Origin of the sequence: Marinomonas pollencensis, from assembly GCF_003387375.1 — a bacterium.
Classification (GTDB): Bacteria; Pseudomonadota; Gammaproteobacteria; order Pseudomonadales; family Marinomonadaceae; genus Marinomonas; species Marinomonas pollencensis.
In genome coordinates this window covers 15,574-28,708 of sequence record NZ_QUNG01000005.1, presented here as the reverse complement: position 1 = coordinate 28,708, position 13,135 = coordinate 15,574, and the positions used below count along the sequence as shown (strand labels likewise).

Here is a 13,135-nt window from a genome sequence, read left to right as displayed (position 1 = left end):
ACTCTTTATCTTGTTATCACCACAAAGCCTAGCCGAATAAAGAGGCGGACAGAATTAACCTAGGTTAATTTTATTTGTGTTTGTTTCTTTTAATCTTGGCACTCATAAGGTCGTTATAGAGGAGCTCAATATGAGAAGACTGACACCGCCGTTACAAGCGTATTTGCTTGATTTAGGACTGACACCGCCAGACTTTCCTTGCCTAGCGTTTGTTGATGAATTACAAGCACGCCATGTAGCCCAGCATAGTTTTAATAGCCTCTCGGTAGCCCTCGAAGACGACTTGCCGCTAGATATTGACGCGCTCAGCAATAAGTTCGTCAAGCGTGGTTTAGGGGGGTATTGTTTCGAACATAATAAACTCATGTTTGAGCTGCTCAAAGCGCTAGGTTATGACGTTCAACTTGTCTTAGCTCGGGTGTTGAATAATCGAGATATCAGTGCCCCGCGAACGCATAGAGTCAGTGTGCTGAGATTAGAAGGTAAGCGCTATTTATTAGATAGCGGATTTGGTGCTAATGGGCCGATTGCTCCCTTACAATTAACTCCTAATGTGCGCCAAGTTGCCGGACAAGATAGTTATCAAATAGTGGCTTACCAAACTGCGCATGGGGATGAATATGCATTACAAATTGAGCAGCAACAGACGTTATTTACCCTCTATCGTTTTGACTTAGCTTGTTACTCTGACGCAGATTGTGAACTGGCGCATTTTTATTCACATAAGCATGCCAATGCCGTGTTTGTGAATAACTTAATGGTGAGTATAAAAAGCGCGCAAAGCACGGTTTCTTTGCAAAATGACGAAATGAGAGTAACCACTCAAGGTGTCACTCGAGTTTATCGGATAACGTCTGCCGAATTGTTGCAGCGGCATTTGCTGGAGAGGTTCTCGATTACTTTGGAAGAGGCTGCGGTAGCGCGTCTTTTTGAACGCTTTATTGCTCCTAAACTGGCCGTCGAAAACAGGCTGGAGTTATGAGTCATCTATGTAGCTTACTGCTTTGGGCTTGGTTAATGGCTTCGTCCTTTGTGGTGTCTGGAAATATGTCAGCCTATGCCAGCCCGTTAGCCACGTCTGGCTTGCGTTTTTTATTAGCGCTTGTGGTGATGACGTTGTTGTTATTGGTGAGTTGGCAACGAGCTCAACTGAAGCCGCGAGAGCAGTGGCGAAAGCTGTTCCACTCGTGGCAAAGAGTAAGGCAATATTTGTTGATTAGTGGCGCGCTAGTCGGCTTTTTTGTTGGTTTATTTGCGGCCTTGCCACTCACCACGCCATTACACACATCGGTGCTTTATACCCTGGTTCCTTTATTGGGGGTGCTGATTGCCAAGATATGGCTGAAAGAGCATACCTCACAATTACGGGTGCTGGGCTTTGTGTTAGGCACAATAGGCGCAGTGAGTGTGTTGTTGGCAACCCAGCGGGGGGCAAGTTTGCAATGGTATTCAGGGGACGCCATCTTTCTTGGCGCATGTGTCTTATTGGCATTGCATGTGGTGGCGGTACAAAACTGGGGGCGTGCTCTGGGCGCTTTGCCAGGGGCCTTTATGATCATGTTGTTCGGCTCAATATGGCTGTTACCTGTCACTTTACTTTGGGGTGAGCTTAGCCATGTAATGTGGTCAAGCAGTGGTTTTTGGGTGAATATTTTGTATCTCACAGTCTTTACGACACTGTTGACCTTTGTATTGCAGCAGCGTTTGGTTACCCGTGTTGGCGCGAGTCGATTGCTGGCAATGTCTTATACTATTCCTGTTTGGGTTGCTGGTTATACCGCGTTTTCAGAATCCCACTTTTCCGTGCTATTAAATGGCGATTTTTTATTGGCTGTCTTGCTACTCTTGTTTGCGTTGGCTTTAATTGATGAACGCATTAAACAGAGAAGTCGCCTTGATGGAACGAGCACAGCTAGCAAATAATATTTTTTCCTATTTTAACGACTTAGGGGGTGAGATTGACTGGCGTGCATTGACCACGCCGCTTGATGTGCATGTCACCGAGAAGGGGCAGTATCTCTTTCAGCAAGGTGACAGCGCCAAGCGTTTGTATTTTTTGCATTCGGGATTGGTGCGCTATGTTAGCGTATCAGACCAAGGAAAAGAGTTTACTCAGACATTTGCGCAAGCCCCAAGAATCATCGGATCTACCCGTGCTATGGTCACGGGTTCTCCCGTGTTATTTGGTATTCAAGCTCTGGAAGACTGTGTGATTAGCTCCTATGATTGGGCTGAATTTTATCAACAAATGCGTCATGACAATGCTTTTCTAGAGTGCTATTTGCATTTTCTAGAGAGCATATTTATTGCGAAAGAGGAGCGAGAGAGCACATTTGTGAAAGATTCGGCGGAGCGTCGATACCTCAATTTTTGTCAGGCGTATCCAACGTTAAAAGAGCGCATTTCACAGCAATATATCGCTTCTTATATAGGCATTACGCCAGTCGCGCTTAGTCGTATTCGTCAGCAGCTCAAACTGAGTAACCAGGGGTAAGTTTATTTTCTCATCAGGTAAAGGAAGTAGGCTCCACCGAGCAGAGATGATAATAACCCAGCTGGGAATTGCCATGGAAACCACAAAACGCGCCCTACCCAATCTGCAATGACCATCACCAAAGCGCCCAATAAACAGGCCGTGACAAGCTGTTTCTTCGCACTGTTCTGGTGGAGCGAGCGTGCCATATGAGGAGCCAGTAGGCCAATAAAGGTCAGTGGCCCAATCACAGCGGTGCACAAGGTGGTGAGCGCTGCAATCAACAAGATTAAGACACGACGCACTAGGAGGCTATTTAATCCGACACTGTTGGCAGAGACCTCACCCAGCGCGATTAAGTCTAACCAGCGATGTAATAAAATCGCCAGAGTGCTAAAGATCAATACTCCGCTACCTAGTAATATGGCATCTTGATACGTTACCAAGTAGGTTGAGCCAGAGAGCCAAGTGAGTAGTGTGCTGACGTCTTCGTGTCCGGATGACATGACAATCCGCATCACGGCGTCAAGCCCCGCGCTTAGTGCGATGCCGGTCAGCAGAAGCTGTGCCGGTGCAAAACGATGTTTTTTCCCTAACCACCAAATAACCCCTGTCACGCTTAATGCACCCAGAGTTCCGAAGGCAATTTGTTCATAACGGTTAATGCTAAGACCTAATAAAGCGCAGATAACTAAGGCGAGAGCAGCACCAGAACTGATACCTAACACTTCGGGGCTTGCCATAGGGTTGTTTGTAAGGCGTTGTACTAAAGTGCCGGCGGTGGCTAAGCCGGCACCTGCAAATAAGGCGCCTAAGATACGCGGCAGGCGCAATTGAAGCATATTCTCGTTGATGAGCAGGTGCCAACCTTGACTGTCCTTGCCTATCCATAAGGCTGCTAGCGAAACCACAAACAGTGCAACCAGCAGGGCGAAGCACAAAGGTAAAAACTGTCGCTGACGAAAATTAGGGGCAGTGTCTTCAGTGGCACGCAGTTGTGAAGGCCAGGTCTGGCGGTTGAGCAGCCATAATAGAAATGGTGCGCCAAGCAGTGCTGTCATCGCGCCGGTGGGGAGTAAATCCCCTGTGGCTGCCGCAATAGGTTGAGTCAGCAGGTCAGCCAGCAGAAGCATTAAGGAGCCAATGACACCACTGATTAAGATTTGTTTACTAAGATGACGTACGCCTAATAAGCGCGTGATACCTGGCGCAACTATGCCAACAAAGCCAATAATACCGACTTCACTGACCACCACAGCAGTGACAAAAATCACCAAGCTAAGAGTGATCAGTTTAATGCGTTTCACATTAATGCCAATGGTATTGGATGCCTGATCGCCTAAGATCAGTGCCGAAAGAGGGCGCTGTAGTAAAAAGAGCCCCATGATTGGCAGACAAAGTAAGGGTAATAGCCGCTCTACTGATTCCCAACTATTTTGATTTAAAGTGCCCGCTCCCCAAATGAATACACTGCTTAAATAGCGCTCGTAAACCAACATCAGCATGGTGTTGATGGCCCCGATAAACAAACTGATAACCATCCCAGAGAGAACCAAATGAATTGGCGCTAAGCCTTTTTTGGCGGCAATCCAAAACACCAATAGACTGGCGAAAGCGGCACCGACAAAAGCAGGTATAAAGCTGGGTAAGGCGACATCTGCGGGCAACAACAATACCCCTGCAACCATGCCTAATTGTGCTCCAGATGCCACCCCTAAGGTGGTTGGTGCGGCAATCGGGTTACGTAGAATAAACTGCATAACACAGCCTGCAATCGCTAAAGAAAAACCACAAATAAGTGCAATGGCGAGTCTAGGAAGATAAGTTAGATGAACAATCAACTCTTTATAGTTGCTGGTGTCATAAGCAAATAGCGTGTTTTGAATCAGCGACCAGCCACCGGCATAAGGCACGGTGTATTGGATTAATAACGCAATCATAAACAGGCTAAATAAAAGGCCAAATGACAGAGTGAGACGAAAAGGATTGTTCATACAGTAGAAAGACCGTTATGGCTGTTTGGTGAGTAAGTTGACCAATTGGTTGCTGAACCGTTGAGCGGCTAAAAGTCCACCATAGCTCCAGATAGGCGGTAGCTCATAGACCTTGTGTTGCTGACTAAACGCCATGGCTTGCCATAATGGCGAGTTGAGGAGCTTTTGTTTTTCGGCTTTCTTGACGGACTGTAAGAGAAAAATGTTGGCTTGTTGATGCTCGGCAACTTTGGCTATTTCTACGCTGGAAAAACCCCAAAAATTGGTTTTTCCATGCCACTCATTTTTCAGCCCCATGGCATGTATCGTATCGTGGATCAATGAGCCTTTGCCTTGGAAGTGCAAGGTACTGTTATCCACAATTCGCACAAAGAGTAACGGGTCGATGGCAGGATGAGCCGCACGAATCTTGTCGCCGTTCTTTCTTAACAGGGTTTGCGTACGAGCAATCAGGTTGGCGGCGGTTTGGCTTTTGCCTAACACTTTACCCAATTTTAGCGTTAAGGTTTGTACATTCTTAAGTGGTGTTTTTTCGTCGTTGTACACATTAAACATAATCGTCGGGGCGATTTGGCTAAGCTTATCGTACGCCGGTGCAAGCCGCTTACTGATTAAAATAAGGTCTGGCTTAAGCTCTGAAATAAGTTCTAGGTTAGGTTCGTTTCGAGCACCCACATCGGCAATGCCTGCGGGCAGTGCCGGTTTGATGACCCACTGTTTATAACCGTCCATATCCGCCATACCTACTGGAGTGACGCCTAAACTTAGTAGGGTTTCTGTGGTCGCCCATTCAATGGAAATGATGCGTTTTGGAGGCGTAGTAAAGTCACTGTCGGTCAGTTCATGGGCTTGCTCAGCCGCCGCTATGCCAGAAAAAAGAAGTGATAAACAAACAAATAAATATTTCAAAATAGCCTCGTTAAGGAATATAGCTGATCGGATGACCGGTAATAGGATGTGGGAAAAGTGCCAAGTCCATGCCGTAGATTTGTTTCAGAACATCAACTTTCATAATGTCTTCTGGAGCGCCTTGAGCGATGACTTTGCCACTGTGCAGAGCAATTAAGTGGTCGCTAAATTTAGCAGCCATATTGATGTCATGGAGCACCATGATGACAGTCAAACCTAGACTTTCATTGAGTTCACGAATCAGAGCTAATAGCTCGTGCTGATGAGAAATGTCGAGTGCTGAGGTTGGCTCGTCCAATAAAATGCATTCACTTTGTTGTGCCAATAACATGGCGACCCAAGCACGCTGACGCTCTCCCCCTGATAAGGTGGCAACAAAGCGTTCTTGGTATCCCTCTAGGCCAACCTTAGCAATAGCTTGAGCAACCAAGCTATGGTCATGGTCGGTATAACGGCCGAATGCTCCTTTCCAAGGGTAACGACCAAAACGCACCAATTCTGTTACTGTGACACCCTCGGTGATTGGCGGATGTTGCGGCAAGTACGCGACCTTAAGCGCAAAGTCTTTCTGCTTAAGTTGCGTCACCTCTTGGTCATCGAGTAACACCTGACCTTGAGAGGGGAGGTTTTGGCGACTTAATAGCTTCATCAAGGTGGATTTACCGCAGCCGTTATGACCCAATAATGTTGTAACTACCCCTTTTTTAAAGAGGATATTTGTGGGCTGTAAAATGGTATGAGTCGATACTGCGAAAGCGGCATTATTGAGTTGAAACATAGGCTTGTTGTACTGGATGAATTTGCAACATACAATAGCATATAAAATCAATATTAATAATGCTTCTCATTTGAATTTGTGAGTGTTTTTACTCATGCATGCGAAGCAGCTGCATCAATAGTAGAGCAAAGGTGGCGGTAGAATGGGTCAGATTACGTGTTTGGAACAACTCGATGCCTTGTATGCGACGCCTCATCCAATTACACAAAATAAAGCGGTATACGCGCTAGATACTCACCTTAAAACCTTTGTTGCTCATAGTCCTTTTGTGGTGCTATCGACCCAGAATACAGACGGTTTGTTGGATGTGTCGCCGCGTGGTGGAGAACCCGGTTTTATTAAGGTGCTAAACGACACCCAGTTATTAATTCCGGATAGCCCAGGGAACAATCGACTGGATAGCATTAGGAATATACTGGTTAACCCAAACATAGGTATCTTGTTTGTTATTCCTGGGATCAACGAAGTGCTGCGCTTAAAGGGACAGGCGTCGGTTTATGATGACCCTGAGTTGTTGGCCTGCTGTCCAGATGGTGAAAAGCCCGCGAAATTAGTAATAAAAATAACCCTTCAGAGTGCCTACTTTCATTGCCCTAAAGCCTTGATTAAAGGTCGGGTGTGGTCGAGCGATGCTCATACAGATCGTGCAATATTACCCAGCTTGGGGCATATCATAAAGCAGCAGCAAGGGCTGCTCAACATAGACTAGAGGGCTGCCTACTCAGTTACTGACGTAGGCAAGCGGCGCATCATTCTCAAGCGGCGTTAATCTTCCGTTAAGCCGTCTTTTTCTTTGCTGATAATCTCTTCTAGTGCTTCTTTAAACACGTCAGCTGGCTGAGCACCTGAAATCGCGTATTTATTGTTGATGATGACAGTAGGCACAGAAGTAATGGCATTTTGCTGCCAAAAGGCCTCTTTTTGTCGAACTTCTTCTGCAAACTGGCCGCTTTCTAAAATGCCTTTAGCCGCTTTTGGGTCTAAGCCAGCCGCTGCCGCAACACCAGCTAACACCTCATGATCAGCCACATTTTGAGCGTGAGTAAAATGGGCTTTGAACAACGCCTGTTTGAGTTCAGCCTGTTTTTCTTCATGCTCTGCCCAGTGCAGCAAACGGTGCGCATCAAATGAGTTCCACATGCGACTCTCTGGTTTGAAGCTAAAGTCAAAACCGACATCCTGGCCACGTTCTTTAATGGCTTGACGATTTTGGTCTGACTGTTCCTTAGAGATACCGTATTTCTGCTGGATGTGCTGATCAAAATCTTGCCCTTCTTGGGGCATGTCTGGATTAAGTTCAAACGGTTGAAAAGTCACCGTGGCAGAAACCTGTTGCTCGAGTTCTGCTAGGGCCTGATTCAGATTTCCTAAGCCGACTACGCACCATGGACACATGATGTCGGAGACAAATTGAATATCGATTTGATCTTTCATTGTATTTTCCAAATAGAAACGAAAAAGGTATCCAGATATGTATGGGGATAGCGCTCAAGATTAAAACCAAGGCGCAGCAGTAAGCAAGCAGATTGCTTATGATTTACACAATGCAACCTCGGAGGCGGTGAGTTTTTAGTTGCTTTTTGGGTGTTATTTGGCGCACAGCTAAGCGCCAATATCATTAGACGGCAAACGCTTTCATAAAGGTTTGTACCGCGTTCTTAGTCCACTGTTCGATTTGAATCTTAGAAGGCACGGCTTCTGGGAACATCACACCAATCATATGGCCTTCGCCTCTTAGCATGCTGATAAAGAGCGCCGCTGCTGGCTCTACTCCAATGGATTGTATGTTGATTTCATTATGATCTGCTGCCCGTTCAAGGTATTCGCTGACGATTTCTATGGTTGCCTTAGGTCCAGAGTTATAGAAAGTATTGGCAATATTAGGAAAACGTAATGCTTCTGCTGCCGCGGTGCGGAACAAGGCGAGGTTATGAGCCGATAGGGTCATAGTGAGATAAGTGTTGCCAAATTCCGTGAGCACACGCTCTAGACTTACGGACTGCGTTTGAATTCTTTTTAACTGTGATGTGGTCTGCCAGCAACCCTGTTTAACCACGGCAAAAAAGAGCGCCTCTTTGTTTGGATAGCGGTTATAAACAGTGGCTTTCGAAACGCCAGCTTCCTTTTGAATCATGTCAGTGGTGGATGCCGAGAAACCATATTGCAAAAATATTTTAGTCGCAGCCTCAAGTACAAGTATTGCTTTTGGGTCCTGTGGTTGTTGCTGTTCTGAGGTCACAATTCTTCACCAATTTTCGTTTTTTGAGGAAATAGATTGTATTCGCATTCTATTCTTGACACAAGGTGTACCGATCGGTTTAAAATACACGAAATTCGACTGTGCTGATCGGCTCGATTTTTAGGTTTTGTCGCTTTTTAATAGGGTTTACTCTGTTCATTGAGTTTTTCAAAGCTAAACTAATCGGTTTACTTTATAGAGATGATATACGATATGACGAAGGGTTTGAAATATTCTCGTTGGCTCCAAGGTGGTTTGGTAATTACTGCCTTAGGGCTAATGACAGGCTGCGCTTTGATACCGGACAGTACCTTGTCTGAGCAGGACAGCAAGCCTGAGGTAAGTGTTAACTGGCAAACAATGAAAACAACGGATTCGGTGGCTAAGCCGGTTCGTTGGTGGTCGTTGTTTCATGATGAGGTGCTAACATCTCTGGAAAATCGTGCTGCGAGAAATAACTTAGATTTGCAATTGGCTGCGATACGCTGGCAAGAAAGCCGTGCTCAATTGGGATTGGTGTCTTCTCAGAAAAACATTCAGTTATCTGTTGATGGCGGGTTTAGTAGCATTGGTTTAAGTGAAGACGCTCCGCTTGCTTCTGTTGGCGCTCCGACGTCACGTATTGATACTTGGACCTTAAGTACTGGCGCAAGCTGGGAAATGGATTTCTGGGGTTACTTAAGCGACAAAGAGAAGGCCGCGAAAGAGCAGCTACAAGCGACCGCGTTTGAAAATGACATGGTGCAGGTGTCACTTAGTGCGGACATAGCGCGTAACTATTGGAAGTTGCGCGGTGTTCAAGCACAGCAGCATTATCTTAAAGAACAGATTGAGATCGCGGAACATCGCTATGAATTGGCGCAAAATCGCGAACAAAATGGTGTTGGCACTAACTACCAGACGCAATCTATGAAAGCAGAGTTGTCTAATGTGAAAGCCAAATTGCCTTCCTTAGAACATCAAGAAGCCGTGTTGAAAAATGCGCTAGCTATGCTGCTAGGTATGTCGCCACATGCCCTTGATGTAGAGCTAAGCGGCCAGCCTAAAGCACCTACTTTGCCAACGGTATTAGCTGTTGGGGTGCCGTCTGACTTAGCGCGTAACCGTCCAGATATCTTAATGGCTGGCGCGAAGTTGAAAGCAACTATTGCCCAAGTAAGCGCAGCGAACGCCGATTTTTACCCTCGTATTCGCTTGACCGCATCGGTAGGGGCTTTGTCGAATGACTTATCCGATCTAGGCAGCTGGGATTCTCGTCAATATTCCGTTGGCCCATCTTTCCATTTGCCACTCTTTGAAGGTGGTAAGTTACGTCAGACTTTAGCCTTATCGGAAGCACGTCAAAAAGCCGCCGCTGTTACCTACCGCAAAACCGTGTTGTCAGCATGGCATGAAGTGGAAAATTCACTGGGTGCTTGGAGCTCTGAAAGTGAAAGTGTACGCCGTTTAAGTGCCGCACAAGCGCAACGTGAAGTGGCGTTACATGCCGCAACAAGATCCTTCCAAGAAGGGGCGGCAGACCGCGGCGATGTGCTAGACGCGAAACAATCATTAGTGTCAGCTAAACGCTCATTAATGGATGGTAAAGTGAATCAGGCTCTGGCAATGGTCGCCCTTTATCGCTCCTTAGGTGGTGACTGGAGTGGTGATGTGAAGCAGCCTTTCACTGGTGAGAAGGTGGCAAAATGACCGCAGTAGTGCAAAGTCCAGCTGAGGACAGTGCGCCAAAAGTGGCTAAACCTGCGCCACCACCAGGTCAGCCTTTTGGAGTACGTCTTGCGATTGGTTTGCTGGGTGTCTTGTTGGCCGCGATGATGTCCGGTTTGAACAGTCGTTTGCCTTCTTTAGGTCAAGCAGACTTTCTCGGCGCCATGGGCTTCAGTAAAGACCAAGGGTCTTGGATCACCACTTGGTATCAGGCTGGCGAGTTGATGGCAATGCCGTTTGCTTGTTGGCTGTCGGTTACCTTTTCGTTACGTCGTTTCCAGATTATTGCGCAAATCGGCGTGATAACTATTGCCGTGTTTCTACCTTTTATCCAAAACGCTGAATTGTTCATGGGGCTGCGTTTTGTTCAAGGTTATTTCGCTGGCTCACTAGTGCCTATTTTGATGATGTCGGCGTTGCGTTTTTTGCCATTGTCGATTCGTTTACACGGCTTAGCCTTGTATGCGATGACGGCAACACTGGCGCCGAACGTAGCGGTGTGGTTAGCGGCTGTCTTCTTGGACAGAATGCATGACTGGCGTTGGTTGTACTGGCATGTCATTCCTTTAGGTCTGGTGTCGATCAGCTTTGTTTATTACGGCATTCCTAAGTTGCCACAAATGCGATCACGCTTGAAAGAAGCGAACTACTTCGGTGCTGTGTGTGCAATCTTCGGCATTATTGCGTTGACGATTACCTTAACTCAAGGGATACGCCTAGATTGGTTAGATTCTAACTTTATTCGCGGCACCATGATGATTGCCAGTGGCTTGTTGGTCTTGTTCCTATGGTCGGAATACCATCATCCAACACCTTTTATGCGCTTGCAGCTATTGTCGCGACGTAACCTAGGTTTGGGTTTCACCTTGTTCTTTGTGTTGTTGATCGTGTTAGCAAGTGGTGTTTCGTTTCCATTGCAATTGTTGGGACAAACTCAGGGATTCCGTATGGAGCAATTGGCCTCTATCGGGTTGTGGGTTGGTTTACCTCAGATTGTTTTGGGCTCAGTAGTCGCTTTCTTGCTGTACCAATCTTGGGTGGATGCTCGGGTGCTGTTTTCCATTGGTTTGGCGTGTATTGGTAGTGCCTGTTTGTTGGCTTCTAATGTAACCAGTGAGTGGATGACAGCGCAATTCGTTACCGCTCAAGTACTGCAAGCAATCGGTCAGCCAATGGCGGTTGTGTGCTTGTTGTTTTTGGCAACCAGTGTGGTGCAGCCGATGGAAGGACCGTTTGTGTCCGGCATCATTAATACTTTAAGAGCGCTGGGCACTATGGTGGGTGGTGTGTTGATTGGTCAAATTATGGTGGTTCGTAATCAATTCCACTTTGAGGATTTATTAGCCCATTGGAACACTGCATCCATTTATGAAACGCAAACCAGCACTACCGCTGAGTGGGCGAGCGAGCTGACTAAGCAAGCGGGGATACTCACGGGAGAGGATATTTTTACCATACTTGGCGTTGCAGCCTTTGTGATGATTCCGTTAGTGATGTGCTTGGTATATATCCCAGCACCAAAAGTGGTGAAACCTGCTTGATCCACAGCAATAAGTGAAAAAATTCGGCCTTTGTGCCTCTACTAATTAAGTTATTAAATAGGTTAGACATGATTAAGAATATTCGTTACTCCGCTGTCATTGCATTGGTTGCTGTTGTTGTGGGCGGCGGTGTTTGGCATTTAAACAAGCATGCATCTGATGATGCGAATCAGGCCACCGACGACGCTTATGTCGATGCCGACTTAACCGTTATTTCACCGCGTGTTAGTGGTGTTGTTGAGCAAGTGTTTGTGTCTGATTACACCCCGGTTAAAGCCGGAGAGCCATTGGTAAATATTGATGAGCGTGATTTGGCGATTGCTCATAAAGAAGCGCAAGCCGACATGATGACGGCCAAAGCTGCTGTTACCACTCTAGATGCGCAATTGGCTCGCCAAGCCTCTTTAATCAAGCAAGCAGAAGCAACGCTGCAGCTAGATAAAGCGAAATTGTCATTGGCTCAAACCAACCAAAAGCGCTTTAAAAACCTAGCACGAGATGGTGCCGGTACGGTATTAGCGAAGCAACAAGCCGATGCTGATTTGAAAACACAACAAGCGATTCAAGCGCGTGATGAGGCGATGCTAGCGTCAGCGAAACAAGAAGTTGGCATCTTAATGGCGCAACTACAACAAGCTAAAGCGAAGTTTGAGTCTGCGCAAGCTAAGTTGAATGGGGCTATTTTGCAACAATCCTACGCGAAATTGACGGCTCCTATCTCAGGCCTAGTAGCGCAAGTAAAAGCACGTAAAGGTGGCCATGTAAATGTAGGTCAACCATTGCTGACGATTGTGCCTATCGACAAGGTGTATATTGAAGCGCAATACCTTGAGACTCAGCTTGCAAATGTCGAAGAAGGTCAGCCAGTGACTGTTAAAGTAGATGCCCTACCAGGGGTAACGCTAAGAGGCACAGTAGCGCATCTTGCTCCGGCAAGTTTGGTGAGCTATTCCCCTATTGCACCGCACAATGCGACTGGTAACTTCACTAAAATCACTCAGCGTTTGCCAGTACGTATCCACTTGACGCCAGGCCAAGAGGCGCTAAGTAAACTGCGTGTAGGTATGTCGGTTCGCCCAGTGATTCATACCGACCAATAAAACGGATTAGCTCAACGTTAAATACAATGGTGTTATTTTTAGAGGTGGTTTATGAAAGGTTCTCAGATTACGTTTTATACTTATTACGGACGTGTTTATGATAATCGTAATGTGCCAGAGTACTTAATGGCGTTAGCCACTGAGTTATCGCTGCCAGGGGCAACCATGTCCAGTGGTTTGATGGGCATAGGGCATCATGGTGAAGCCCATAATAAAACCTGGTTAGATGATTCGGATGAGCCGATGCAAGTGACTTTCATTGTTACCCTTGAGCAAGAGGCAGAGTTATTTGAGCGTTTAGCAAAAGATCAGGTTAAGATCTTCTATACGCGTACTGAGGTAGATTTCGGTTACAGCGGCATAGAATAACGAGCTTTGTTGTAAGAAGATGCCT

At 46.4% G+C, this 13,135-nt stretch carries 13 protein-coding genes; 8 read left to right on the top strand and 5 right to left on the bottom strand.

Annotated features, from left to right (window positions below; all coding sequences use genetic code 11):
- The first annotated feature begins 130 nt into the window (after positions 1–130).
- The 3 genes from DFP81_RS08550 to DFP81_RS08540 are packed head-to-tail and all read left to right on the top strand — an operon-like array spanning position 131 to position 2,494.
- Complete coding sequence (locus tag DFP81_RS08550; protein WP_115897362.1) at positions 131–982, top strand: arylamine N-acetyltransferase family protein; 852 nt, start codon at positions 131–133, stop codon at positions 980–982.
- Positions 979–1,923 (top strand): DMT family transporter, encoded by a 945-nt coding sequence (locus tag DFP81_RS08545; protein ID WP_115897361.1) that lies wholly within the window; start codon positions 979–981, stop codon positions 1,921–1,923. Before DFP81_RS08550 ends, DFP81_RS08545 begins: the two co-directional genes overlap by 4 nt.
- Entirely contained in the window at positions 1,868–2,494 is a 627-nt protein-coding gene (locus DFP81_RS08540; RefSeq protein WP_245959122.1) for a Crp/Fnr family transcriptional regulator, read from the top strand. Before DFP81_RS08545 ends, DFP81_RS08540 begins: the two co-directional genes overlap by 56 nt.
- Positions 2,495–2,496: 2 nt before the next feature.
- Here DFP81_RS08540 and fhuB read toward each other — a convergent pair whose 3' ends face one another.
- The 3 genes from fhuB to DFP81_RS08525 are packed head-to-tail and all read right to left on the bottom strand — an operon-like array spanning position 2,497 to position 6,154.
- On the bottom strand, positions 2,497–4,467 hold the full coding sequence (gene fhuB, locus DFP81_RS08535) for a Fe(3+)-hydroxamate ABC transporter permease FhuB (RefSeq protein WP_220342891.1): 1,971 nt from the start codon (positions 4,465–4,467) through the stop codon (positions 2,497–2,499).
- A gap of 15 nt (positions 4,468–4,482) precedes the next feature.
- Positions 4,483–5,376, bottom strand: coding sequence for an ABC transporter substrate-binding protein (locus DFP81_RS08530; RefSeq protein WP_181903064.1), 894 nt, complete (start codon positions 5,374–5,376; stop codon positions 4,483–4,485).
- A gap of 10 nt (positions 5,377–5,386) precedes the next feature.
- Entirely contained in the window at positions 5,387–6,154 is a 768-nt protein-coding gene (locus DFP81_RS08525; protein ID WP_115897615.1) for an ABC transporter ATP-binding protein, read from the bottom strand.
- A 142-nt stretch (positions 6,155–6,296) separates the two neighbouring features.
- Between DFP81_RS08525 and DFP81_RS08520 the strand changes: the two genes are divergently transcribed.
- Positions 6,297–6,863, top strand: coding sequence for an MSMEG_1061 family FMN-dependent PPOX-type flavoprotein (locus DFP81_RS08520; protein ID WP_115897358.1), 567 nt, complete (start codon positions 6,297–6,299; stop codon positions 6,861–6,863).
- A 56-nt stretch (positions 6,864–6,919) separates the two neighbouring features.
- Here the strand turns inward: DFP81_RS08520 and DFP81_RS08515 are convergent, their stop codons facing one another.
- A complete protein-coding gene (locus DFP81_RS08515; RefSeq protein WP_115897357.1) occupies positions 6,920–7,588 on the bottom strand; it encodes a DsbA family oxidoreductase in 669 nt (222 codons plus the stop codon).
- Positions 7,589–7,772: 184 nt separating this feature from the next.
- On the bottom strand, positions 7,773–8,393 hold the full coding sequence (locus tag DFP81_RS08510) for a TetR/AcrR family transcriptional regulator (RefSeq protein WP_181903063.1): 621 nt from the start codon (positions 8,391–8,393) through the stop codon (positions 7,773–7,775).
- 213 nt (positions 8,394–8,606) lie between these two features.
- On the opposite strand from DFP81_RS08510, the gene DFP81_RS08505 reads away from it, so the two are divergent.
- The 4 genes from DFP81_RS08505 to DFP81_RS08490 all read left to right on the top strand — a co-directional run bounded on the left by DFP81_RS08505 (position 8,607) and on the right by DFP81_RS08490 (position 13,110).
- Positions 8,607–10,082, top strand: a complete 1,476-nt coding sequence (locus DFP81_RS08505; RefSeq protein ID WP_181903062.1) for an efflux transporter outer membrane subunit — start codon at positions 8,607–8,609, stop codon at positions 10,080–10,082.
- A complete protein-coding gene (locus tag DFP81_RS08500; RefSeq protein WP_115897354.1) occupies positions 10,079–11,641 on the top strand; it encodes an MFS transporter in 1,563 nt (520 codons plus the stop codon). Before DFP81_RS08505 ends, DFP81_RS08500 begins: the two co-directional genes overlap by 4 nt.
- Before the next feature lie 68 nt (positions 11,642–11,709).
- Complete coding sequence (locus DFP81_RS08495; RefSeq protein ID WP_115897353.1) at positions 11,710–12,741, top strand: HlyD family secretion protein; 1,032 nt, start codon at positions 11,710–11,712, stop codon at positions 12,739–12,741.
- A 51-nt stretch (positions 12,742–12,792) separates the two neighbouring features.
- Positions 12,793–13,110: a DUF190 domain-containing protein gene (locus tag DFP81_RS08490; RefSeq protein ID WP_115897352.1), complete on the top strand. Its 318-nt coding sequence runs from the start codon at positions 12,793–12,795 to the stop codon at positions 13,108–13,110.
- Positions 13,111–13,135 lie beyond the last annotated feature (25 nt).

Coding starts and splice junctions, on each gene's coding strand:
- DFP81_RS08550 (WP_115897362.1), top strand. CDS start 131: ATGAGAAGACTGACACCGCCGTTACAAGCGTATTTGCTTGATTTAGGA.
- DFP81_RS08545 (WP_115897361.1), top strand. CDS start 979: ATGAGTCATCTATGTAGCTTACTGCTTTGGGCTTGGTTAATGGCTTCG.
- DFP81_RS08540 (WP_245959122.1), top strand. CDS start 1,868: ATGAACGCATTAAACAGAGAAGTCGCCTTGATGGAACGAGCACAGCTA.
- fhuB (WP_220342891.1), bottom strand. CDS start 4,467: ATGAACAATCCTTTTCGTCTCACTCTGTCATTTGGCCTTTTATTTAGC.
- DFP81_RS08525 (WP_115897615.1), bottom strand. CDS start 6,154: ATGTTTCAACTCAATAATGCCGCTTTCGCAGTATCGACTCATACCATT.
- DFP81_RS08520 (WP_115897358.1), top strand. CDS start 6,297: ATGGGTCAGATTACGTGTTTGGAACAACTCGATGCCTTGTATGCGACG.
- DFP81_RS08515 (WP_115897357.1), bottom strand. CDS start 7,588: ATGAAAGATCAAATCGATATTCAATTTGTCTCCGACATCATGTGTCCA.
- DFP81_RS08505 (WP_181903062.1), top strand. CDS start 8,607: ATGACGAAGGGTTTGAAATATTCTCGTTGGCTCCAAGGTGGTTTGGTA.
- DFP81_RS08500 (WP_115897354.1), top strand. CDS start 10,079: ATGACCGCAGTAGTGCAAAGTCCAGCTGAGGACAGTGCGCCAAAAGTG.
- DFP81_RS08495 (WP_115897353.1), top strand. CDS start 11,710: ATGATTAAGAATATTCGTTACTCCGCTGTCATTGCATTGGTTGCTGTT.
- DFP81_RS08490 (WP_115897352.1), top strand. CDS start 12,793: ATGAAAGGTTCTCAGATTACGTTTTATACTTATTACGGACGTGTTTAT.